This is a genomic window from Klebsiella sp. HC6, assembly GCF_022605325.1.
GTDB lineage: Bacteria > Pseudomonadota > Gammaproteobacteria > Enterobacterales > Enterobacteriaceae > Klebsiella > Klebsiella terrigena.
Genome location: NZ_CP093278.1, coordinates 25,120 through 45,466 on the forward strand (window position 1 = coordinate 25,120; position 20,347 = coordinate 45,466).

27 protein-coding genes and 3 pseudogenes are annotated in these 20,347 nt (G+C 53.6%); 9 read left to right on the forward strand and 21 right to left on the reverse strand.

What is annotated here, in order from left to right; genetic code table 11:
• Positions 1-5 precede the first annotated feature (5 nt).
• The 3 genes from MMW58_RS29670 to MMW58_RS29680 all read right to left on the reverse strand — a co-directional run bounded on the left by MMW58_RS29670 (position 6) and on the right by MMW58_RS29680 (position 2,046).
• Complete coding sequence (locus MMW58_RS29670) at positions 6-1,313, reverse strand: DUF3560 domain-containing protein (protein ID WP_086544384.1); 1,308 nt, start codon at positions 1,311-1,313, stop codon at positions 6-8.
• 125 nt (positions 1,314-1,438) lie between these two features.
• The gene (locus tag MMW58_RS29675; RefSeq protein ID WP_032700845.1) at positions 1,439-1,669 is read right to left on the reverse strand and encodes a CCDC81 family HU domain 1-containing protein; all 231 of its coding nucleotides are present in this window, start codon (positions 1,667-1,669) and stop codon (positions 1,439-1,441) included.
• Positions 1,670-1,797: 128 nt separating this feature from the next.
• Positions 1,798-2,046, reverse strand: coding sequence for a hypothetical protein (locus MMW58_RS29680; RefSeq protein ID WP_223306709.1), 249 nt, complete (start codon positions 2,044-2,046; stop codon positions 1,798-1,800).
• Between the two features lie 92 nt (positions 2,047-2,138).
• On the opposite strand from MMW58_RS29680, the pseudogene MMW58_RS29685 reads away from it, so the two are divergent.
• A pseudogene (locus MMW58_RS29685) lies at positions 2,139-2,351 on the forward strand (hypothetical protein); the annotation flags it as partial.
• A 110-nt stretch (positions 2,352-2,461) separates the two neighbouring features.
• Here MMW58_RS29685 and MMW58_RS29690 read toward each other — a convergent pair.
• The 11 genes and pseudogenes from MMW58_RS29690 to parM form a co-directional block, all read right to left on the reverse strand.
• Positions 2,462-2,707 (reverse strand): DNA polymerase III subunit theta, encoded by a 246-nt coding sequence (locus MMW58_RS29690; protein ID WP_074172513.1) that lies wholly within the window; start codon positions 2,705-2,707, stop codon positions 2,462-2,464.
• A 185-nt stretch (positions 2,708-2,892) separates the two neighbouring features.
• The gene (locus MMW58_RS29695) at positions 2,893-3,084 is read right to left on the reverse strand and encodes a hypothetical protein (RefSeq protein ID WP_032700847.1); all 192 of its coding nucleotides are present in this window, start codon (positions 3,082-3,084) and stop codon (positions 2,893-2,895) included.
• Between the two features lie 77 nt (positions 3,085-3,161).
• Positions 3,162-3,590: an antirestriction protein gene (locus tag MMW58_RS29700; protein ID WP_032700848.1), complete on the reverse strand. Its 429-nt coding sequence runs from the start codon at positions 3,588-3,590 to the stop codon at positions 3,162-3,164.
• A gap of 401 nt (positions 3,591-3,991) precedes the next feature.
• The gene (locus MMW58_RS29705) at positions 3,992-4,777 is read right to left on the reverse strand and encodes a hypothetical protein (RefSeq protein ID WP_032700849.1); all 786 of its coding nucleotides are present in this window, start codon (positions 4,775-4,777) and stop codon (positions 3,992-3,994) included.
• 53 nt (positions 4,778-4,830) lie between these two features.
• On the reverse strand, positions 4,831-5,250 hold the full coding sequence (locus MMW58_RS29710) for a DUF1380 family protein (protein ID WP_032700850.1): 420 nt from the start codon (positions 5,248-5,250) through the stop codon (positions 4,831-4,833).
• Positions 5,251-5,261: 11 nt separating this feature from the next.
• Positions 5,262-5,483, reverse strand: a complete 222-nt coding sequence (locus MMW58_RS29715; protein WP_032700851.1) for a hypothetical protein — start codon at positions 5,481-5,483, stop codon at positions 5,262-5,264.
• Entirely contained in the window at positions 5,483-6,163 is a 681-nt protein-coding gene (locus MMW58_RS29720; protein WP_032700852.1) for a DNA methylase, read from the reverse strand. The genes MMW58_RS29715 and MMW58_RS29720 overlap by 1 nt, the downstream gene beginning before the upstream one ends.
• Before the next feature lie 377 nt (positions 6,164-6,540).
• Positions 6,541-6,820: pseudogene (locus MMW58_RS29725) on the reverse strand (hypothetical protein).
• Between the two features lie 317 nt (positions 6,821-7,137).
• Entirely contained in the window at positions 7,138-7,368 is a 231-nt protein-coding gene (locus MMW58_RS29730; protein ID WP_032700853.1) for a hypothetical protein, read from the reverse strand.
• Positions 7,369-7,431: 63 nt separating this feature from the next.
• Positions 7,432-8,103 carry a plasmid partitioning/stability family protein gene (locus tag MMW58_RS29735; RefSeq protein WP_241723826.1) on the reverse strand — a complete coding sequence of 224 codons (672 nt, stop codon included), beginning with the start codon at positions 8,101-8,103 and terminating at the stop codon, positions 7,432-7,434.
• Between the two features lie 2 nt (positions 8,104-8,105).
• Positions 8,106-9,077, reverse strand: a complete 972-nt coding sequence (gene parM / locus MMW58_RS29740; protein WP_032425559.1) for a plasmid segregation protein ParM domain-containing protein — start codon at positions 9,075-9,077, stop codon at positions 8,106-8,108.
• 231 nt (positions 9,078-9,308) lie between these two features.
• On the opposite strand from parM, the gene umuD reads away from it, so the two are divergent.
• Together umuD and MMW58_RS29750 are read left to right on the forward strand one after the other, a co-directional pair.
• Positions 9,309-9,740, forward strand: coding sequence for a translesion error-prone DNA polymerase V autoproteolytic subunit (umuD, locus tag MMW58_RS29745; RefSeq protein ID WP_001568036.1), 432 nt, complete (start codon positions 9,309-9,311; stop codon positions 9,738-9,740).
• Complete coding sequence (locus MMW58_RS29750; protein ID WP_032700856.1) at positions 9,740-11,011, forward strand: Y-family DNA polymerase; 1,272 nt, start codon at positions 9,740-9,742, stop codon at positions 11,009-11,011. Before umuD ends, MMW58_RS29750 begins: the two co-directional genes overlap by 1 nt.
• An 81-nt stretch (positions 11,012-11,092) precedes the next feature.
• On the opposite strand, the gene MMW58_RS29755 is transcribed toward MMW58_RS29750, so the two are convergent.
• Together MMW58_RS29755 and MMW58_RS29760 are read right to left on the reverse strand one after the other, a co-directional pair.
• A complete protein-coding gene (locus tag MMW58_RS29755; protein ID WP_021312406.1) occupies positions 11,093-12,067 on the reverse strand; it encodes a ParB family protein in 975 nt (324 codons plus the stop codon).
• Positions 12,067-13,272: an AAA family ATPase gene (locus MMW58_RS29760; RefSeq protein WP_011977818.1), complete on the reverse strand. Its 1,206-nt coding sequence runs from the start codon at positions 13,270-13,272 to the stop codon at positions 12,067-12,069. Before MMW58_RS29760 ends, MMW58_RS29755 begins: the two co-directional genes overlap by 1 nt.
• Before the next feature lie 129 nt (positions 13,273-13,401).
• On the opposite strand from MMW58_RS29760, the pseudogene MMW58_RS29765 reads away from it, so the two are divergent.
• A pseudogene (locus MMW58_RS29765) lies at positions 13,402-13,477 on the forward strand (hypothetical protein); the annotation flags it as partial.
• Positions 13,478-14,019: 542 nt separating this feature from the next.
• On the opposite strand, the gene repE reads toward MMW58_RS29765, so the two are convergent.
• Entirely contained in the window at positions 14,020-14,775 is a 756-nt protein-coding gene (gene repE, locus MMW58_RS29770) for a replication initiation protein RepE (RefSeq protein WP_001568031.1), read from the reverse strand.
• 739 nt (positions 14,776-15,514) lie between these two features.
• On the opposite strand from repE, the gene MMW58_RS29775 reads away from it, so the two are divergent.
• Complete coding sequence (locus tag MMW58_RS29775; protein ID WP_162180131.1) at positions 15,515-15,628, forward strand: hypothetical protein; 114 nt, start codon at positions 15,515-15,517, stop codon at positions 15,626-15,628.
• Between the two features lie 128 nt (positions 15,629-15,756).
• The gene (locus MMW58_RS29780; protein WP_032700766.1) at positions 15,757-16,014 is read left to right on the forward strand and encodes a hypothetical protein; all 258 of its coding nucleotides are present in this window, start codon (positions 15,757-15,759) and stop codon (positions 16,012-16,014) included.
• A 56-nt stretch (positions 16,015-16,070) separates the two neighbouring features.
• Here MMW58_RS29780 and MMW58_RS29785 read toward each other — a convergent pair whose 3' ends face one another.
• The 4 genes from MMW58_RS29785 to MMW58_RS29800 form a co-directional block, all read right to left on the reverse strand.
• A complete protein-coding gene (locus MMW58_RS29785) occupies positions 16,071-16,859 on the reverse strand; it encodes a site-specific integrase (protein WP_047722707.1) in 789 nt (262 codons plus the stop codon).
• The gene (locus tag MMW58_RS29790; protein ID WP_032700767.1) at positions 16,856-17,185 is read right to left on the reverse strand and encodes a hypothetical protein; all 330 of its coding nucleotides are present in this window, start codon (positions 17,183-17,185) and stop codon (positions 16,856-16,858) included. The genes MMW58_RS29785 and MMW58_RS29790 overlap by 4 nt, the downstream gene beginning before the upstream one ends.
• Before the next feature lie 228 nt (positions 17,186-17,413).
• Entirely contained in the window at positions 17,414-18,022 is a 609-nt protein-coding gene (locus tag MMW58_RS29795; RefSeq protein ID WP_032700768.1) for a hypothetical protein, read from the reverse strand.
• Positions 18,023-18,084: 62 nt separating this feature from the next.
• Positions 18,085-18,438, reverse strand: a complete 354-nt coding sequence (locus tag MMW58_RS29800) for a hypothetical protein (protein WP_032700769.1) — start codon at positions 18,436-18,438, stop codon at positions 18,085-18,087.
• 570 nt (positions 18,439-19,008) lie between these two features.
• Here MMW58_RS29800 and vapB point away from each other — a divergent pair.
• Genes vapB through MMW58_RS29815 form a run of 3 tightly spaced genes read left to right on the forward strand, consistent with a single transcriptional unit; the run spans position 19,009 to position 20,040 of the window.
• Positions 19,009-19,239: a type II toxin-antitoxin system VapB family antitoxin gene (gene vapB / locus MMW58_RS29805; RefSeq protein WP_049010641.1), complete on the forward strand. Its 231-nt coding sequence runs from the start codon at positions 19,009-19,011 to the stop codon at positions 19,237-19,239.
• Complete coding sequence (locus MMW58_RS29810) at positions 19,236-19,652, forward strand: type II toxin-antitoxin system VapC family toxin (protein ID WP_094309882.1); 417 nt, start codon at positions 19,236-19,238, stop codon at positions 19,650-19,652. The genes vapB and MMW58_RS29810 overlap by 4 nt, the downstream gene beginning before the upstream one ends.
• A gap of 31 nt (positions 19,653-19,683) precedes the next feature.
• Positions 19,684-20,040, forward strand: a complete 357-nt coding sequence (locus tag MMW58_RS29815; protein ID WP_179222107.1) for a hypothetical protein — start codon at positions 19,684-19,686, stop codon at positions 20,038-20,040.
• Positions 20,041-20,347: the final 307 nt, after the last annotated feature.

A 20,347-nucleotide genomic window follows, 5' to 3' on the forward strand; every position in this document is an offset into this window, starting at 1 on the left:
GCCTGTCATTTTTTCGGAATTTCAACGGTTTTCATGTCAGTGATATAGACATTCACCAGCGTACAGCCGTGCGTCATGCAGCGGCGAAAGCGGTACGCGCCGTGCGTCTCAGTTTCGGCCACACCCCGGACAGCCTTATAGTCCCCCGGCATTCTGGCCCATTCGGCTTTGGTCATCTCCCGGGATCCCTCCCCCGGATAGTTGACGATCGGGGGACGTTTTGCGGCCTGTTTCGCGGTGCTGACCTCTTCGGCTGAGGGAGCTTTATAGTCAGTGATGCGGTCCGGGGTCAGTTTCATGGTGCCGCCGTAGCCCAGAAAACGGTAACAGGGAGTTTCCACCGAACTAACCTGACCATTGCTTTTGTTGATGCGGATGATGGTTAACCACTCGCCCCGGCTCAGCACCTGCCCGCCAGGCTCAAATTCCTGTGTCCGGGTGACCACACCGCCGCTTTCATCCAGCATGGCGCGCTCATAGCTCAGACGGTTGCGATAATGATGAACCCAGCGTTGCTGATGGCGGATTGTGCGTTCATGGCAGCGGATCGCAATATCCCGCGCCTGTTCAAAAGTAATGATGTCCTCAGACAGGGCAGAATGGAGAGACATCGAGCCCTCATACTGGCTTTTCTCTGCCGGGCGGGGGTATTTGTCTAGCGTGAAGCTGGCATAAATATGGTCATAATTACTGACCAGTAACGCCATTTTCAGATCAAGAGTCTGCGCGCGCCACATCGTCAGATACTTTTCAGACCGGGCAATGTGCTTTTCTGCCTTGCGTAATTCCGCCTCAATTTTTTTGATACGACGGTAACGCACATCCGGACGCTCTTTGTACTTCGCGTGCCGTAAAGAGGCCTGCGCGCGCTCTTCCCAGTATTCTGCGCGTTCGAACAGCATCACCGCGCGTTTCATACCGTTTTCAATCTTCTGCGCATCCCGGCGCGCGCGGCGTTCGCTGTGATGGCCAACCAGGATCGGCTGACCGAAGGGGATAGCCGACGCCAGCGCGTCCACATGCGCAAGCTCCCGCTCAGATTCACCGGCGCGTTTGTCGCTGTAGTCGTTAAAGCGTTCCGCGCGTTGCTCCTGACGGTCAAAGAGTGTGCTGTCTTCGTCCCCGATATCACCGGCGAGAGACAGTAACACATCCTCGCGGCCCGGTGTCCAGGCTGGCGCCACAAACAGTCCCTGTTTCGGCGCCCACCGGAACCCCGCATCATGCACTTTTTTATACGTCTCTTCATCGAGACGGAGCGAGGCATAAAGCCGCAACTTGTTATCATCCGGGGAATAGGTCCCCCGATACATCTGGCCGATCTCCTCTTCAGCGCCGGTCTGCGGGATAGTGTCAGCACTGAGTGTCTGTGCAAAAGCCTGAGTCATAACTTTTCTCCTTCCTGCGGTTGCCGCCCCTCGCGGGGCGGCTCACCTCATCAGTTAAATGCGCGTTTCAGTTCGAGCGTGCGGAGCACCTGCCCAAAAGCGGCGTTTTTCATCGCGGGGATATGAACGCCGCGCCCCTTGCGGTGACTTCTGGCGATATGGCGGCCAAAAGCCTTTAACGCGGGGTCAATCTCCGGCGCGGGAATATCGGCGCGGAAAATGCGCGGATGACGGCGGGGCTTTACAGCCTCTGCGGAAGGTGAAACAATAGTAACGATCATTACGTTAACTCCTTCTGGTAGTTAATGAAGCCGTAGAACCGTTCGAGCGATTTTTACGGCGTGGATTAAGCAGGGGCTACCCTGCTTTTTTCATTTCTGCGGTTCGTTGTCTGCTTCTTCTGCCTCCTTTAATCAGCATCGTTTTTTTCCTGATTTTTAAAGAACATCACCCGTTGAGTTTCAGGAGCCGCGGTTTTGACGTTTGCGGGAACCGGCTGCGATATTCCCGATGGTATAAACTTCACCCGTTTGAGAACCTTCGCCGCAAGGGCGTCAACGAGCACGGCCCGGTGCAGATGTCCGGGGTGAGCGGGAAATTTTTTCCGGTCTAATGGAGCCTGCGGAATGGCCGGGGAAAATTTATTGCGAAAGGCCACGCCGGCCCTGGACAGCCAGGCGGGTTGTGCTTGTCTCAGCCCAGGCGAAAGGGGCTTAAACGGGTGATGCACCAGGAGCGGAACAGAGCGGGGACCCGCCGCAGCGTCGGAGCGCGGCACGCGAAACGGCGGTGCCCCTTACAGCCCGGCGGTCACTGGCCGGGGTGCAGGGAGCGCAGGGCACGGCGCGACAGGGCGGCGCCTCCGGAACGGAGGCTGTAAGCCTGCCGTTGACGTTGCGTCATGGGATGGAAGCCCGGCAGGGCGGAGACAGCCAGGCTGGCTCCGTTCACGACAGCCCGCCTGGACGCCCGTCGTGAAAAAGGAACGTCAGGAACGGAAATTTTTTCCTTTTCTGTACAGCACAATGCTGTGCCAGGCTGAATTCAGGAAAGCAACCACTGGCCCACTCTCCTTAACTTTCTTCTGTCTTCTGATATTCAGGAGCATTTGCGCGCGGCAGCTGCTGACTGTTCAGTCTGTGAATACGCAATCTTTCCCGGAAATACTCACGGAGATGCCCAGGCTGTTCACGCTCCGCGAGTTCGGGCACAACAGGCTTGTTCATACGCTCCTGCCATGCGACGGCAGCGGCCGCTTTATCGACGGAGACTTTGTCCTGTTCTTCTTTTGAGAAAGAGGCGATATTCCACTTTGACATCGGCATTACCGGTTAAGAAACAACTCAGGAGAGAGTATCCCCTTTCGTCGATCTTATCGACCAGTAACGGAGAGAGCGTGTGCGGCGCCGCAGGCGCGGCGAAACGCCTCTCCGGCAGGCACAGCCTGCCAGGGTTTTGCGCGCGGGCAGACAGGCGCCCTCTCCTCCTGCGCCTGCCATCGTGCTTACCGTCCTTTTCCACCCTGTAAGATGAAATGACCGGCGAGATACACGGCACACTGACAGGTCATGTACTCGCAGATTTCATCCATGACCTGTGCGGTTGTCAGTTCCCGCTGACCGGCATCACGGCGGCGGGCATTAATCAGGGCTTTGTACTGTCGGAGTATTTCACGGGTTTCTGTTGCAATATTCATCGGTATTCTCCTTAACCGGCGGGATTTCCCCGCCGTGTATGATTCCGTTACTGGATACATGCCGTCCGGGTCGTTAATCAGTCCAGCGCGGCGTAAATGGCGTTGCATTCCGGGTGAAAGGTAATGTGATCCCAGATCTGGGCATCACGCAGCATGTAAAGGTGGGTCAGGGCCGGGTTACCGCAGTCATGCCAGGACGCCAGACGACGGTTAACTGCCAGGCTGGTCAGAATAATGCCCGCCGCGTCGGCACTGACGGTACGATCGAACCAGTTTTCACCGTTCACCAGATGAACCCGCCCGCAATCAGGCATCATGTAGCCACCCCCTTCTGGTAAGCGGATGAAGTGCCAGAAACCGCCGTCAACTTCAGGCATCCATTTTTTCGCCAGGGCATACACCTGTAATTCTGCGATCATGAAATCCGTGCCGAACATGTACGGCAGGAAAGAAAGCCGATCGGACTCTTCAACATTCAGGACAGGGCGCGTTGTCACATACTGCATGGTAAAACCTCCGTCATCACATGGACTGCGACACCGGGCGGTGCCGTGCCTCCATAACAGGCGGGCGATCAGTCGGGAATGCAGGGGCGCAAGGGAAGCCGCAGCCTGACGCACACGGCAGCCGGGAGTTGCAGGGTGAGTCCGTGAATCCTGAGCGGGCGAACGACCGGAAAATCCCGGCAGACGGGAAGGAAGGACCGGGTGACCGCAGCGGCGAAGCGCACCCTTGCATTCCCGGCCGCCCGGCTACGATGGAGGCACGGCACAGCCCGCACACGCACAGCACTGACAGAGTGGAAAGCTCTCAGGCAACGTCACGCAGGGACGGGGCCGAGGAAAAGCGGAGCCGGCGACAGCCTTATCCTTCCAGGATGCTCCCGGGGGCCGCAACCCCCGGCGGTTCACGACACTGACCGGATTGTTGAAAGGGCACTGCGGACAAAGGTGATTTCTGCGCGCGCTTCTGCCATGACCTCATGTAACAGGGATAAATCCATCCACCGGCGCGCAGGCTCTCCCGGTATCCGTAACACATCACATATCTGCCCACATGCCAGGATCTGATCCACTTTGTCGCTGATAACAAAGTACTCAACGGCACTGTAGCGCGCGCCTTTGTTCAGGAGGGCATCCAGTACCACCGGTACATTGTCGTCCTCTTCGTCCAGCCAGCAGGGCATATCACTTTCCTTCACAACCAGACGGAAATTTCGTGTCTGGCGGTAAAACAGCGTTTCCCCGCGCGTGGTCAGCGCGGCCTCAATCCGGCGCGCATCCTCCCGGACCTGCCGGGAAATATCCCGCACGGCACGAAACAGGCAATCCGTCACAGCCTGAATTTCAGGCTCTGTCAGCCATTCCCCGGCCCAGGGAAAGGTTATCTGTGTTCCGTCCTCCGGCAGTTGCGGCGCGTCGGCATAGCGGCTGCCGGATAAAATAATCTGCGCTGGCGTCCCGGCTATTTTTGTCATGGCAGTTTGCAGCGCTGCGGGTACTCCACCGGTACAAAGCAAAGGAAGCAGGTGAACAATAGCGGCCGCGTCCAGACGGACATAAATACTTATCCATCCCGGTTTATTTACCGGATCACGCTGGCCAACATCGGTATGGACCGGCCATCCGTAATCAGCCAGCAGATCACGTGCACGGCGCATCACAAGGGCGTTTAAGGTGGTGGTTTCCTGCATGGTATCTTCCTCGAAACAGGGTAATGACACGCCGCCCGGGCGGCGTGTGGATGTCAGTTTTTCAGTAATGCACGCACTTTTGCTGCATCAGCAAGGCGGTGAGTAACGCTTTCCGGCACAGGATAGTTACCGTCCCGGGCGGCCCATTCCCTGCCCCACAACGCCTGTTCCGTGGTGATGAGCAGGGTTTCGAGCAGGTCAGCCGGCACCAGGACTCCCGGAACGGCCTCTTTTACCTCATCGATCAGGTCCATCACCGCACCGGCAGACACACCCGACTCAAGCCGCTGGTCTTCCGGTATGGCGTCCATGCGCTCCAGCACCGCCTTTATGTCCTGTTCAGATACGACACATTCCATCCCACCGGCCAGCGCTTCGATATCCTCCGGGGACCAGACAATCAGGTTCAGCGGGGTTTCTGCGGGATAGAGCTCACTCAGCAACCGGCAGAGGGTTTCACAGGTTCCGTACATGGTTTTTCTCCTTAGTCCTTAAAGCAGGCATCCAGCTCAAGAATGTCGTTGTACGCCGCCATAAACAGGGCATTGATGCGAAAAAGCGTCTGGCGGGTCAGGCGTTCGGCCAGCACATCGGAATCAAAGCGGTAGCGGTGCTCCATGTTGTTCAGCGTTGCCCGCAGGTCACACATGTTGTTGGCCAGTCCCGCCACCTCTGCGCGCAGCTTTTCGTGTCCGGCATAGTTCATTACGCGGCCTCCGGATAAAAGACGTCGTTGGCGGCCGGGCGCTGCATGGCGCGCTGGACAGCTGACAGGCGGGCGATTCCGGCGTTGTGGTACTGCTCCATCAGTTCAATACCGATGTAACGGCGCCCAGCCTGGAGGGCAGCCACACAGGTGGAACCAGAGCCGGCAAACGGGTCGAGAACAATGGCGTTCGGGTGTGTGAAGCTCTCGATCAGCGGCTGAAGACTGGTCACTGGTTTTTCGGTCGGATGGTGGCGGTTGCCGCTGTATTTCCAGCCCAGCACGTCCGGCAGCGGGTCCTGCGGCAGAGGCGGACGGCCTTTTGCCAGGACATAGGCGCATTCATGGCGGTAGCCGACATAGGCGGATTTGGACGCGTAAGTTTTGGTGAACACCAGATGCCCGACCACGCTGAACCCGGCACTTTTCCACGCGGCCATAAAACGATCGACGCGGTTCCAGCCATAAAAACTGACCATCAGCGCGTCCTTTTTGAGTACGCGGTACATCTGATTGCAGGCAGGCTGAAGCCATTCGTCAGTTTTGTCGCCGGCGAGGGTGCGGCCGGAACGGTCACGGAAGCCGACCAGGTACGGGGGATCGGTCAGAATGAAATCGACGGCGCGATCGGGAAAGCCGCCCATAATATCGATACAGTTACCCAGGATAAAACGGGACATAGGGATACCTCGTGGTGACAGGGGGCACTCAGGAGGACGTCGGTACGACGTCCGTTCCCTGCTGCCCGGAGCCTGTACGCCGCGACCGGTAACGGGTCAAGCTGACCGTGGAATACCGCAGCCGTCAGTCTTTCCGACGGCAAGGCTATGCCGCGAAAGCGGCTTGAAGGGCGATCATCAGAATGCGAGTGGATGGCGTAAAATCACAACGACGCCGGACAGGAGCGGAAAAGCCGCCCGTCCCGTGTCCACCCGGGCGCGGCACACTGGCTCCGGGCAGTGACTATCCCCGCGCCAGGCGCGGCATCGATGCGGAGCAACGCGACATCATTATTTTCTGACGTACCGGGCAGGAGCTCTGCCCGGCAGATGTCATGTCAGCGTGTGGTATCCCGCCAGTCATTCCCCCACTCGTCACGCAGTACCGGGGCATCCGGCGCGCCGGTCACGGTCCACACATCGAGGAACTTCAGCCCGCGCAGGGTGCTGTTCTCCACGTCCTCGAGCAGAATGATGCTGTCAAACCAGACCACCGGGATACTCCTACCGATGCCGGTCATCCTCGCGTTTCAGGGATGGCCACCAGGTGCGCCCCATTTCCAGGACACCCGCTTCGGCCTGCTCCAGGTCAGTCGCGGATACCAGGTAATACACCATCTGCCGCACCCTTTTCGACGGCGAGGTTATGCCGCGAAAGCGGCTTGAAGGGCGTTCCTCAGCATGGCGCAAACCGCCACCACGCCAGGCAGGATTTGTAAAGGCGCCCGTCCCGTGGCAAACCGGACGCGGCACACTGGCAGCGTGCGGCAGCGGAGGCACGGGTTAACGGGTGAAAGCAGAAGAAACTGTCGGGAACCCGCTATCCACAAAACGTCTGTTTAACGCTGTGGATAACCTGGAGGCAGGTGGCGGAGAAGAGCACTAAGACAGGCGCCGCGTCAGCTGTTCTTTTTTTAAGCAAAGCGGAAAGGATATCAGCGTGGCCGGGTCTTGTCTCCGGCCACGGACAGGCCAATATAGACGCCTGCCCCCCAGATGACCTGCGACAAAATGAAAACCCACTGCGGAACGTCAAAAACCAGAAGCGGAAGCAGACACAGCGTCACAATGCCAATCAGTCGGCTGCCGAATTTCCTGCGGACCAGTTCACTGCTGTCGACGGGAATGCGGGCGAAACGGAGAACACTTCTGAATCCTGGTGACATGAGAATCTCCCTGGGGATGAAAACCATTTGATATCGGTATATTACTGGATGTGACTCGTACTTTTAGTCACCGAATGCACGCCGCATATTTTTCTTTATTTCCCGGGTATCCGAACCAGACACCGGCATGGCAGATGTTGCCGGCGTATCCGGTACTGCAGCAGCAGCCCTGTTCACGGCAGTGGTGCCGGCCATCTGCTGAACCAGTGCCTGCAGCTCACTGACCGAGGTGGGCGGTACCGGCATACTGGTCAACAGGCGCGGCAGTTCCGGTGCCGTCGTGTGGAGGGCCAGACCGGTGATAATCAGGTTTCTCAGCAGATCCCCACGCAGACGGGATGACGCTTCCGTCAGCACACTTTCCACCCGTTCCCCACTCTGGCCATTTTGAAGCGTCAGGGTGTAACGCCGGCGCTGGTATTCCGTCTCCGGTGACATGGGCAGAGCAGCCTCACCATTTTCGGGCTCATCTGGAAGTCCTGTGAGTGAGGACCAGGTTCCGGAGACCAGGGCCATAACAGCGCAAAGGCGGGCAGCGCTCAGCTGCCCGGCAAAGAACACCGGGATCAGCGCCGGTAAACGGGCATCCACCTGGTATACCACCGCCCCGGCGGTGGCGGCGGTACGGATGAACTCACCGCGCAGGGGCTGTGAGATGGTGCTGATGGTTGCCATCGCCGCGATGTCGGTGCGATCGTCGCTGTGCAGATAGAAAGAATACTGGCCGTCCGGCACGTTTAGTCCTCTTTATTGTAAAGGGCAATCTCCCTGGCCAGCGCCATCTGCGGATCGCCTATAACCTCGATACGGTCAGGGGCCAGAGGCCAGGCCTGACGGATAGCTTCTTCTATGAGGGAGGCCCCTCCCCCGACCAGGAATACCCGGTTAACGTTCCTGAAGGCAGTCAGCTCACTGGTGACTCGCGCACCCAGGGAGGTGATTGCCTCTGTTATTTTGTTCCGAACCTCGTCAATTTTACCTGCATCGTTGATCACACGCTGCAGATACTGACGATCATTGCGGTTGCGGATGACCGTGTCGGCAATAAGCGCGCTGGTTTCGCTGTCTGCCGCCCGCAGCGCGCCTGCAGCTGCGCGGGTGACCTGTGACACGCCGACAGACGGATTACCGTGTACCGCACTGATATCATCAAACTGTCCGACAATCACGCCGGCATCGAGCGTGGTTCCGCCGAGATCAATAATCAGGGTGGTCTCAGCGGGTCCGGGCTTCAGCTCCGCGAGACGGGAGAACGCCGCCGGCAGTGATTCCGGCATCACCTTCACGTCCGTTACGGTAAATGCTCTGCCCTTATTCAGAACCAGCTCACGCATCAGGTTTTCTCGTTTGCGTCGTATGTTCTCCTCGTTCCGCTGGCAGTCCCCGTCGTAATATTCACTCAGGGGCAGCGTCACGGTCAGGCTCACCGGTTGCGGCTCCAGTCCGCTGTTCAGCAGCGCATGATGCACAGCCAGCAGGTTGAGATCACCGTACTGATATTCCACGTTTGTTGTCGGGATGGCATCCCGGCTGACGCTGTCCCAGGTGTATTTCAGCGTGCCCACCTGATAATTGAACGTTGCCGCACTGAATTCCGCCACTTTCCAGCCATGCCTGAAGGAGTTCGCAGAGACCCGTGTCTGAAGCTCATCTCCTTCAAACCATGCCAGCTTAACATTAGTTGAACCATCATCGCAGTAAATATTCATCATTATGCTCCGTTAATTACACTCAATTTGATACTAATTATAAGAGCAAAATGAAAAAAACAAAGTTATATTTCTCAATATGAGTAATATAAATACATCAAAATGATTAACAATGACATTTTGAGCACCTTTATTTACTCAAAATGTTCGTGCGGCGGGCGTTCTGGATTATCGTCACGCTGTCAAATATACTGTATGCATAACCAGTGTTTTGAGATATCAGGAGGAAAGATGAAACTACAGCTTTTCAGCACCGGGAAAGAACTCCCGCCACAGGCCCATCCATTGTTTGCCGATCTGGCCAGCTGCGGTTTTCCCAGCCCTGCAGCTGACTATGTCGAGTCCGATCTGGATCTCCATGATTACTGCATACGGCATCCGAGCGCGACTTACTATCTGCGTGCCAGCGGAGACAGCATGGCCGACGGCAGTCTGTACAATGGCGATCTGCTGGTTGTGGACAGTGCTGAAAAGCCGCGGCACGGCGATATCGTTGTCGCCAGCGTACAGGGGGAGTTTACGGTGAAAAGGCTTCTGCTGACGCCACGACTGACGCTGCAGCCCATGAATGCCTCCTGGTCGCCGATTTATCCTGACCCCGACGAGCTGGATATCTTTGGCGTCGTCACGCATATCATCCACCGCCCGAGAGAGATGTACTGATGTTTGCCCTGGCCGATGTGAACAGCTTCTATGCCAGCTGTGAACGTGTTTTCCGACCGGATTTGAAAGGAAAGCCAATAGTCGTCCTGAGCAACAACGACGGGAACGTAATCGCTCGCAGCGCCGAGGCGAAGCCCTGGATCAAAATGGGGACTCCGTGGTTTCAGATAAAAAACGAAAGGTACCCGGAAAAAATATATGCGTTTTCAAGTAACTATGAACTTTACGCCTCGATGTCGGCGCGCGTGATGAACTGCCTGGAGGAACTGGCCCCCAGGGTGGAACAGTATTCAATTGATGAGATGTTCCTCGACCTGACCGGCGTGGAGCACTGTATGGAGCTTGAGGACTTCGGCCGGCAGCTGCGTCAGCACGTGTATGACTGTACCCGCCTGACCATTGGCGTGGGCGCCGGACCAACGAAAACCCTCGCAAAATCAGCCCAGTGGGCCTCAAAAGAGTGGAAACAGTTTCGTGGCGTACTCGCTCTGACCAGGGGAAATCCGCAGAGAACGCGGAAACTGCTTTCACTGCAGCCGGTTGAAGAAATCTGGGGGGTTGGTAACCGTATTGCACGCAAGCTAAATGTGCTGGGCATAAAGACCGCGCTCGATCTGGCTCTGACGAACCCGGCCTTCATCCGCAAAAATTTTTCTGTCGTCCTTGAGCGAACGGTACGGGAACTGAACGGGGAAAGCTGCCTTTCGCTTGAGGAAGCCCCTCCGACGAAACAGCAAATTGTCTGCAGCCGCAGTTTTGGCGTGAAGATCACGGAGTACGAGTCGCTCCGTCAGGCTATCTGTCAGCACGCAGAGCGGGCCTCTGAAAAGCTGCGTAAAGAGCACCAGTATTGCCGGCATATTTCGGTTTTCATCAAAACGTCTCCGTTCGCCGTTAAAGAGCCTTACTACGGCAACGTGGCTACGGAAAAACTTCTTACACCCACTCAGGACACCAGGGACATCATTGCAGCCGCCACAACGGCTCTGGAGCGTATCTGGAGGGATGGGCACCGGTATGCCAAAGCCGGAGTTATGCTGAATGACTTCACCGGCTCCGGCGTTTCGCAGCTGCAGCTGTTCGACGAACGCCCGCCACGCCCTCACAGTGCTGAGCTGATGAGGGTTCTGGACGGGATCAACAACTCAGGGCTGGGTAAAGTATGGTTTGCGGGGCGGGGTATGGCCCCGGAATGGCAGATGAAACGGGAGATGCTTTCTCCTGCTTATACGACACGATGGTCAGATATTCCTGCAGCGAAACTGGCGTGAAACTTTGGCGATTTCACCTTGAAATTCTCAGCCTAAACTGCCTAATTACAATAAGTTAGATGTGAAATCGCCATGGCGAAATTATTGACTCAAATTTCTGTCAAGGACCTCGTTGATAGCCTTGTCCAGTTCATCCTGAATCACTTTTGACATACGGCTAAACTCATAAGTCAGCGTACGCCCTTTCACACGCTTACGCGCGAACTTGTCCTTTTCTTCAAAAGACCAGAGTGGGGAAACCACTGACTTTTCCTTGGGAGATGGATCTATCAATGCCTGAGATGCCTGAGAAATCAGCTTCAGAATACTGGCTTTCTGTTCGTCTTCTGGTCGTTCGCCATCACTCAAAATTGCATCGAGCTGAGCTGATACAGACTGAATGAGTTCTTCAGGCGTTAATCCCTTTTCACTGAGTTTTTCATTAACTTCTAAAAGAAGTTTATAGTCACTAAACGATAGCTCCGACTGAACCGGGAACAGAGAAATCAAGTCTTGCGGTACGGCCGCCGCCTGCAGCGCCCTGGTAACTTTAGCCTGAGATAACCCCTCCAGTTCAGCAATTTCCTTTTGATTAAATCCGGACTCTTTAAGAGCGATCAATCTCAGGCCAATCTCCCGAAGATTATGTTCTTTAGCTGTCTGGATATCTTTAGCCAGTTGGCGAGCTTCATCAGCTGATAAATGTTCTTCGGTGACCATTACATCAAGGCCTGTACGGACAAAAATTGCTGAGGCTCGCCGTCTTGAACCATCCAGTATCTCAATCCTTTCACTTTGCTTAATACCAATACAGGGAAAGAACTGCTGAAACTTAATCGTCTGGATAATGGATTTCAGGGACTCCCTGGTCAGTGCAAGTTGATCTCTTCCGTTGTTTTCCTGGTTTACGAAGGTCTTACTTTCAACTTCAGATGCAGGCACCCGAACAAACCTGAACGTTACCTTCCTGCCGGTTTTTAAGGTAAATACCTGGCTTCTACCGGTGTCCGTCATTTCGACCATTGACGCCTGAGTATTTAACTGTCTGCCGATGGTTTTTCTTTTCTCATTCGACATCACATACCTCCGTTAGTACGAATGAACTCGATGCGATCAAAGACTGCCTTCGCAAAGTCTTCCGCTGCTGATTTTGCGCTTTTTAGTGCCTCTGTACTTCCATCATAGGTTGCTGGATTTGCTGAAATAACTGTGTCAAAAGTCTCCCCGCAGCGTTCGAAACCATCCAGTCTCGGCAGAACCATGTCTAGCATATCGGCACCGAAAACCTCTTTGGCCTGACTATGGCAAATTTTGTGATCAGACTTGTTCAGGATCTTGGACATGAAGCCGACATTACCGATGAGATTGCAGGTGTGCCCATCCATTTCGATGGAATCTATGAGGGCAGGGAGGCTGGCCACAAACTTCAGGGAAGAATGAAAATCAACCGTAGCCGGTGGAAGAGGGGTCAACATCAGGTCTGCCGCCCCAATGCAGTTTTTCAGGAACGCATCAAGGTGAGGACCACTATCAAGGAAAATAAAGTCGTAGTCATGCTGGAGCTTATCGATAATGTTCTCTTTAAGCACAGCATGAATATTTTTCCCTGGAAGATGTTCTTCACACAATCCCTTCCAGCCTTCAGCAAGGAATGCATCGTCAATGGAAGCGGGGATTACATCAACACCAGGGATAATAGACGGTACTATAAAATCGGAAAGTAATTCTTCACGAGACACGTTCTGGAGCATGGCCTGAGCAGCCGTATTTTCAACCAGGCCCACTGAATTCTCATGGCTCAGGAACATTGTCAGAGATGCCTGCGGATCGAAATCGATGGCCAGAATACGCAGGTCTTCGAACAGAAGCTGAGGATGAGCTCGAAAAGCATGTGATAATGAAGCGGTAGAAACTGTCTTGGAACCACCACCTTTAAGATTACATACAAAAATCGTAAAGGCTTTATCGAAGCGATCCCTGTACTTGGGTACTTTACGATGGTTATACAGATCGATGACATTCTGAATCGTCATCGCGTATTTCATTGTATTACCAGAAGGTTTCTTTTTGAAAATGTAGCCACCGGCTTCCATTTCGGCCACAGCATACTCAACACTGCCTTTACTGAGCTTAGGCAGCTTATACAGAGCGGCTTTGCTGTATTCCTGATAGAACTCGGTAAGCTTCAATTCCTCTTTTTGCTGGCGGATACTCTCGCTCAAAGATGTCAGAAGCTTACCTGCACGTGTAGCAACTTTCCGTAACTGCTCAATATTGTCCATTTATCACCTCATGACGTTTTTTGTCATTTTGAACAAAAAGAGTCATGTTGCAAGCAAAAAATCATATTGTTTTGATTTCGCTCTCAACAGGAGGGGGGAGAAGCTCGACGGGCGTGCCACTCAATCACAGTGCCGCAACACGCAGACGCACTTATGACCATCACACAACAACTCGTACAAAAGGGTATAGAGAAGGGTATCAGCGCTCGCCGCAGCCATGTAACCGAGCGTAGCGAGCGAACTGGCGAGGAAGCGGGGAGGAACTGTACAGGCAGATAGCTCTTACGCTCAGCACAAGAAGAGTTATCCATCCTCTGTGGGAAACAGGTCAACTTCATGGACGGCCAGGGCTGCGGGAAACACCACAAGTATAGGCACACACGGATAGCCTGATCAGAGCAACAAGTGTGACAATCTGCCCTCATTGATTATGACGAACTTGCCCCCTCATGTCACATGACTAACGGGAAGAGGGGAAGACCTAGTGTGACAAACTGCACTCATTTAACTGTGACAAACTGCACTCATTTAACTGTGACAAACTGCACTCATTTAACTGTGACAAACTGCACTCATGTATTGTGACAAATTGCCCTCAAACTTGGTTTCACTACCGGTTATAGCCAAAAAACTATGAATAAGCGCAGGCCACCAGGGATGGAACAGCAAAACTGTGACAAATCACCCTCAACCTGCCGGATCTAATGTGACGAACCACCCTCAAATCTGTGACAGATAACCCTCAAACTATTCTGTTGTCATCGAGGTAATATCACGGAAGGAAAATACGATATGAGTCGTCTGGCGGCCTTTCTTTTTCTCGATGTAAGAGAGGCGCATTGGTGTCCGGCTATTGATCTCATCAACACTTGCCTGCAGGAAACGCCGGCGAAAATCCGGCATACGCTGGTAGCTTTGAGGTAGTTGGTAGCGCTCCATGATCCAGTCGATTTTCAGAGACACGACACCTGAGCCATCAGGTTTACGGTACTGACACAGGGATTCGTATAAACGCATTGCATACGGATTGGTAATCTCTTTTGTTTCACTTAGCCGGAACTGCGTAAACCGGTTCTGTAGCCCGATGAAGAAGGGAATGAGATATGGGTTGATATGTACGCTGTAAAGCCCTCTGGATGGACTGTGCGCACGTTTGATAAACCAGGGAAAGGATTCATACCCTTTTTCATCGCCGGCATCCTCTTCAGGGCGATAGAAAACCACTTCCTTACCTGCAAAACCTTTTAAAGCCTGTCGTATATCCTTACTGGCTTCAGCGGAGGTCAGCCCGAATGTTTCAGCGTATTTAGCAACGTGAATTTCGCAAATGCCATCATGTTCTTGCAGGGAGCCGTCGGATTTTCTGATCTGATCAACGAACAGATACAGCATACGTTTTTGATCCCTGGAAAGACTATATGCCGCCTCAGTCAGCTCATTTGACTGGACAATCCGCGGGCTATTTTTACGTTTTTTATGGTTTATAACCGCTATTTCCGCCATGACAGGTCCATGTGAAGTGTGACAGGTTTTCAGATTGTCACACTTTATAAAACAGAGTCAACAGGGATGGATAACTTTGTGAAAAGCAACACTTCCTGAGGGCAATTTGTCACAGGGTTAAGGGCAACTTGTCACAGAAAGGACGGCTATTTGAGGGTAATTTGTCACACTGAAAGGGCGGTTTGTCACAGATCCCTCCCTGGAACCCGCATGGATAAAGGCCTGTGAGCATTCTAAAAATAAAGATCTAACAACTATTAAAAAAGATCTTATAAAAATATCCCCGTGGATAAGTGGATAATCCCTAGGGGAGGTGATTTTTCAGGCATTGAGCGTATGCAGAATTTATGAGTTCTGTTCCCTGGTGCTTCCTCGCTCACTCGGGGCTTTGCCCTGTCGCTCGGCTGCGGCGAGCACTGCTGGCTCGCTCATATCCGTGGCCGGAATTTAGACATACAGAACATACAGTCCAGTTCCACCGGTTGTGAGAGATCCGACCCGCCATAACTGAGTTGCGTAAGCGACTTTTCAACGCCTTACATTTAATTTTCCGCGACGTAAGGCATAAAGCTTGTTCTCTTCATTGTTGACCTACTCCGCCAACGTGACAACCCGCACGAAGATTTCTATCGTCCCTGCAGGCATATTCGAATCGTTTTTATTAACCCTGGCTGCCGTCGTGACAGAACACTACTTCCTGTAAACGGGGCCAAGGCCTATGACACACCTTAAATTAATAATGCGGAGATTTACGATAATGCCATTGCTGGAGACGTTCCTGACTGCCTCACCCGCTTCTCAGGGGGCAACAATCCTGTTCCTTGCCATGCTGATATACTGGCAAAAGCGATAAGTCCATGCGGGCTGGCCATTGGCCAGCTTCGCTGTATAAGGGGTAAAAAGCGGCATATCCAAACGCTTAGCTAGGCAATTTGAGTTCAGATATCTATGCTTGCGATCCGGACAACATGAGGAAACAAGATGAAACTTGAATATATACAGATAAACAATACCGTAAGGAGTGGTCTTAATCCTTTCACTGACGGGGTGATTATTCGTGATACAAAGGTATTGATCACGCTCAATCTCCCGGATGGTTGGAAACCCACTATTGAGGGGGAATGGCGGCATATGTCGGACGCCGACACATTGTCAGATCGTATTAAAATGCTTCAGCATGCGATTTATGAGCGGTATCAGGGATACAGTGCAGATATTCCCGCCAGTTGGGCCAGATAACTTCTGACAGACCTCAGCGGCGAGCAGGACGTTCGCCAGCATCATTCCCCTCTACACTAAGTATTCCCTTTCAGCATGGCCACCGCATCCGCTTCGGGCATCTGGAACTGAACTCGATGACGCGCAGCAACATCAAGTGCGAACACCTTCGTATAGACTTCCGTCGAGCTAATCGATTTGTGGCCCATCAGGCTCTGCAGCACTTTCAGCGGAATACCGGCGTACAGCATGTGCATCGCGTAGGAGTGACGGAACGTATGGGGGGTCACCGGTACTGAGAACGTCACCCCGTCGGCCGCTGCGGCCTCCACCGCTTCGCTAAGCCAGGTGCGAACGGTACGGTCTGTGATCTCCCAGATACGCGCCTTCTCTATTCTGCCGGTGCGCTTGTTTCGTCTTTCCAGCGGAATTTTCAGGGTGGCCACCATCATCTGCAGCTGGCTGACGTACTGGTGATCGGAGAGGGGAACCAGGCGATGGGCCTGACTGCCTGCAGGTGCTCTTCCTGCCGTTCTGGCCGCTTTCTCTGTACGCTGCTTGAGGGTGGCCAGCTGAACAAACGGATACGGTGGAGCCAGCGAAAAATCTCCCCTGGTCAGCGCCAGGGCTTCGTTAATCCGGGCGCCGGTATTCCAGAGCGTCGCCAGCAACATCTTGCGATGAAGGTCGGGCACATAGTGGAGCAGGGCACTCACTTCCGGCGCCAGCAGGTATTTCGGCAGCTCATCCTGTACGAGCGCCATCTGTCGCAGGGCCAGTGCCGCCGGATAGTCGACAGCGACCGGCAGCTGCGATGGGATCACACCAGAGTGTACGCCGGGAATGGCCGGAACAGGTACCGTCATTGCGCGTTCTCTGTCCCCGTAAAGCGTTCAAGCCAGGCAACAGCGGCCACGGCGTAGTTTTCGCCGGCGTCGACGTGGATCTGCCCCTGCTGTTCCAGCTGCCGGCCCGTATCGGCCAGTCGGTTTTGCAGGGCCAGCAGGCTGTCGGTCATCGAGGCGTACAGGCAGGCCTGATGGATCTGGCGGGTGAAGTCATCAACGGGCACGCCAACGAGCGCTTTGTCAGGCGTGGGGCGCTGAATACCGTCTTTTTCTGACTGCAGCTGCAGACAGCGTGTCAGCAGTTCAATGGTCTGGTGTGAAACAGAATTGTTGTTATCACTCATATACATATACCTTTATCATTCGGGTTTTCTCTTTTTCGTACAGCATTGACATTTCGTCAAACATCATCACATGACGGGTGCGCTTTCCGCGAAAGATGCGTCTTACCGTGGCAGGGCGGCCATCGAGCCCTGAGAAGTAGCTGAAGGTATGAGGCCTGTCATAATCGATATCTCCGTATCATTGGGTGTTCAGGTAAGTCTGATGGAGTTTCGCACCGTTTCTGGCTGTCAGAAGCTGCCCAGAATACTATTCCATTCGGCGTTACAGTCCAGCAGGTACCGGAGGCGGTTATCTATTCCATCCAGTAAATCTGAAGCCTCCCCCATTTTTTCCCCGAAGCGACGAGTATTAACGTAATGGATCCCCTCGAGGCTGCGGGTGCCGTCATTTCTCCGGGCATAACGGAAATCTGTCGCCCGTTCATCCACCTGGTGAAGAGCTTTAACCACCTCTTTGACGATTTTAAAATCGGAAGGCCGGTAGCTGTCATCAACGTCCAGGATCAGCTTTTGTGCCAGCGGCCATAAGGTATTCAGGTTATGGTCATCTTTTTTGTACTGGCGTTTATCCGGCTCTTCTGTCAGTGCCAGAGCCAGCCCAATAATTTGTTTGATAATGAGTTCGATGTGATGCCTGTAGAGAAACAACACCGGATAAACCAGAAAATCCTGGTCCCGCCCGGATTCATCAATGTGGTTAATCAGAATATCAGCAGCCCGCCTGTAACCTTCGGTGTAAGCTGTACCATGATCCGGCATGTAATTCAGGCAGGCATTATTGTGCCAGTCGCTGTCGCTGGCCAGCAGCCCCGGTTCTGACGTTTTTCCCTTTTTCATTTCAGCTCCAGAATCTTTTAACAGCCCCGGTTCGGTACCTTATCCGGAAATCCCGCACTCAGCTACGGTTGTTCAGCTGCAGCTTTTGCGATCTCATCCACTGCTTCCCTTACCGAAAAGGATAATTTGTCCTTCGGTGAAAACTGCACCCAGTAGCAGAGATGCGATGCCCAGGTCTGGCCATTCTTGCGTGGTTCATAATCAACACTGAATGCGTAAATCACTCTGTTACTCAACTCCCAGTTTGTGACCTCACAGTACCGTGTATAGAGCTCCAGCAGCTCATCAAAGAACTGACCTTCCCGGAGCGGGCCAGATCCCTTTACAGCCTCACGCTGATCCATGAAATAGTCCACAGCGGCTTTTTTGGACGCAAACTCCCTTCCACCGATTTTGACCTTAACGGAACGTCCCATACTGACCTCCTTTCTGGTTTGCAGGTTAATAATCACTCAGAGCAATTATGATGTGCAGCATCATTCACTGTCACTTAGGTGATTCTCCCTGTCGTAACATTTTCATTATCTAATAATTAGCAACCTTATAACAACACCAGTAAATTACCGGATGCCGGTTTCTGGTGGATCCGACTTTTACGCTATCTGAGACTTTCCGGAAGTGTATCACGCCCACAAAATAATCATACCGCAGTTTTCGGCCGCGGGGGGGCGGGTCACGGGGCTGGGGAGGAACACAACATCTGGTAGCTCCTGCAGCTTAGAGAGCCACTGCATATTGTGATGGAGGGTAGGGCGGGGCCGGATGACGACCGGCAGATCCGGAACAACCAGAAATCGGATCTCGGCGGAAAAAAGAGAGAACTGTATATAGGTGTGGCATATCCATATGCCTGACATCTGCATAGGTCAAACATACGCATATACTCACCATCTGCATATGCTTTACATATACAAACCCGTTCTAAAGGCATATACTTCACCTATGCGGGAATACTCCCTGGCACACTCAGCATATGAGGAAAAACCATGCGCACAGTTTCGATATTTAAAAACGGCAATAACCGCGCCATACGTCTGCCCCGGGACCTGGATTTTGAGGGGGTGAGCGAGCTGGAGATCGTTCGCGAAGGGGACAGTATCATCCTGCGTCCCGTCCGGCCGACCTGGGGTTCATTCGCCAGCCTTGAAAAAGCCGATCCGGACTTTATGGCGGAGCGTGAGGATGTGGTCAGCGACGAAGGACGATTTAACCTGTGAACAAGATCTATATGCTCGACACGAACATCTGCTCGTTCATCATGCGCGAGCAGCCGGAAGCCGTGCTGAAGCGCCTGGAGCAGGCAGTGCTGCGTGGCCACCGTATCGTGGTCTCGGCCATTACCTACTCTGAAATGCGCTTCGGTGCCACCGGCCCGAAGGCCTCACCGCGCCACGTGCAGCTGGTTGACGCGTTCTGCGCCCGCGTCGATGCCATCCTGCCCTGGGATCGCGCCGCGGTGGATGCGACCACGGAGATTAAGGTGGCGCTGCGCCTCGCAGGAACGCCGATAGGCCCGAACGACACGGCGATCGCCGGGCACGCCATCGCCGCCGGCGCCGTACTGGTGACGAATAATGTGAGAGAGTTTGAGCGGGTCCTAGGGCTGAATCTGGAAGACTGGGTAAAATAATATAGTGCATTAATGACGGAATATTAAAAGTATGAGTGAACTAAAAATTGATAACCCGGCTCTGCGGCTGCTCGACATTCTTGAACAAGGTAAACGTCATCAGGCCGCAGCTACCTGTCGTGAAGTCTGGAAGGCACTGCTGCAGGCACAGAATCTGTCTGAGCACCAATTGCTTTCCAGGCTGGCACGAGTGATGGAACTTCCAGAGCGAATAGAGCAGGTGAGGGAAGACCATTTTTCTTCACTACGGAATAAATCCAGCTACTGGAGGGGGCAGGTCGAGAGTGCATTTACTTCACAGTCTTTAAATGGACGGTGGGAAACGTTTAAAAACCACATAGACGAAAGAACCCTGTCCGAGCTGAGCCTCTTATCTCTCAGATACTGAGGTGCATCAACCAACTGGCGAGGATTAAGCTCGTAGATACTTTCAAGAACGAGCGAAAGCAGCACTTTTTTCAGCTTTTCAGGGGGACAGCCAAACCCGGCAGATAATGTATGCAACGCATGAGTTCGTGAGGAGCAATCGAGGATCAACATTGTGTAAACCCCTCACAAATCCAATATGTTAACAGCTCGGGCTCGACGCCGGGCCATATTGTTGAGCGTTAGAAATGATACGCCCGGTGATCGTGTTCCTGATTGCCTGACGAGGCGGTTCCTTAACCGCCTCTCCGGACGCGAGCTGTTTCTCA

Excerpts from the sequence above, each read along its gene's own strand:
- MMW58_RS29670 (WP_086544384.1), bottom strand. The coding sequence starts at position 1,313 with ATGTATCGGGGGACCTATTCCCCGGATGATAACAAGTTGCGGCTTTAT.
- MMW58_RS29675 (WP_032700845.1), bottom strand. The coding sequence starts at position 1,669 with ATGATCGTTACTATTGTTTCACCTTCCGCAGAGGCTGTAAAGCCCCGC.
- MMW58_RS29690 (WP_074172513.1), bottom strand. The coding sequence starts at position 2,707 with ATGTCAAAGTGGAATATCGCCTCTTTCTCAAAAGAAGAACAGGACAAA.
- MMW58_RS29695 (WP_032700847.1), bottom strand. The coding sequence starts at position 3,084 with ATGAATATTGCAACAGAAACCCGTGAAATACTCCGACAGTACAAAGCC.
- MMW58_RS29700 (WP_032700848.1), bottom strand. The coding sequence starts at position 3,590 with ATGCAGTATGTGACAACGCGCCCTGTCCTGAATGTTGAAGAGTCCGAT.
- MMW58_RS29705 (WP_032700849.1), bottom strand. The coding sequence starts at position 4,777 with ATGCAGGAAACCACCACCTTAAACGCCCTTGTGATGCGCCGTGCACGT.
- MMW58_RS29710 (WP_032700850.1), bottom strand. The coding sequence starts at position 5,250 with ATGTACGGAACCTGTGAAACCCTCTGCCGGTTGCTGAGTGAGCTCTAT.
- MMW58_RS29715 (WP_032700851.1), bottom strand. The coding sequence starts at position 5,483 with ATGAACTATGCCGGACACGAAAAGCTGCGCGCAGAGGTGGCGGGACTG.
- MMW58_RS29720 (WP_032700852.1), bottom strand. The coding sequence starts at position 6,163 with ATGTCCCGTTTTATCCTGGGTAACTGTATCGATATTATGGGCGGCTTT.
- MMW58_RS29730 (WP_032700853.1), bottom strand. The coding sequence starts at position 7,368 with ATGTCACCAGGATTCAGAAGTGTTCTCCGTTTCGCCCGCATTCCCGTC.
- parM (WP_032425559.1), bottom strand. The coding sequence starts at position 9,077 with ATGAATATTTACTGCGATGATGGTTCAACTAATGTTAAGCTGGCATGG.
- umuD (WP_001568036.1), top strand. The coding sequence starts at position 9,309 with ATGAAACTACAGCTTTTCAGCACCGGGAAAGAACTCCCGCCACAGGCC.
- MMW58_RS29750 (WP_032700856.1), top strand. The coding sequence starts at position 9,740 with ATGTTTGCCCTGGCCGATGTGAACAGCTTCTATGCCAGCTGTGAACGT.
- MMW58_RS29755 (WP_021312406.1), bottom strand. The coding sequence starts at position 12,067 with ATGTCGAATGAGAAAAGAAAAACCATCGGCAGACAGTTAAATACTCAG.
- MMW58_RS29760 (WP_011977818.1), bottom strand. The coding sequence starts at position 13,272 with ATGGACAATATTGAGCAGTTACGGAAAGTTGCTACACGTGCAGGTAAG.
- repE (WP_001568031.1), bottom strand. The coding sequence starts at position 14,775 with ATGGCGGAAATAGCGGTTATAAACCATAAAAAACGTAAAAATAGCCCG.
- MMW58_RS29775 (WP_162180131.1), top strand. The coding sequence starts at position 15,515 with ATGCGGAGATTTACGATAATGCCATTGCTGGAGACGTTCCTGACTGCC.
- MMW58_RS29780 (WP_032700766.1), top strand. The coding sequence starts at position 15,757 with ATGAAACTTGAATATATACAGATAAACAATACCGTAAGGAGTGGTCTT.
- MMW58_RS29785 (WP_047722707.1), bottom strand. The coding sequence starts at position 16,859 with ATGACGGTACCTGTTCCGGCCATTCCCGGCGTACACTCTGGTGTGATC.
- MMW58_RS29790 (WP_032700767.1), bottom strand. The coding sequence starts at position 17,185 with ATGAGTGATAACAACAATTCTGTTTCACACCAGACCATTGAACTGCTG.
- MMW58_RS29795 (WP_032700768.1), bottom strand. The coding sequence starts at position 18,022 with ATGAAAAAGGGAAAAACGTCAGAACCGGGGCTGCTGGCCAGCGACAGC.
- MMW58_RS29800 (WP_032700769.1), bottom strand. The coding sequence starts at position 18,438 with ATGGGACGTTCCGTTAAGGTCAAAATCGGTGGAAGGGAGTTTGCGTCC.
- vapB (WP_049010641.1), top strand. The coding sequence starts at position 19,009 with ATGCGCACAGTTTCGATATTTAAAAACGGCAATAACCGCGCCATACGT.
- MMW58_RS29815 (WP_179222107.1), top strand. The coding sequence starts at position 19,684 with ATGAGTGAACTAAAAATTGATAACCCGGCTCTGCGGCTGCTCGACATT.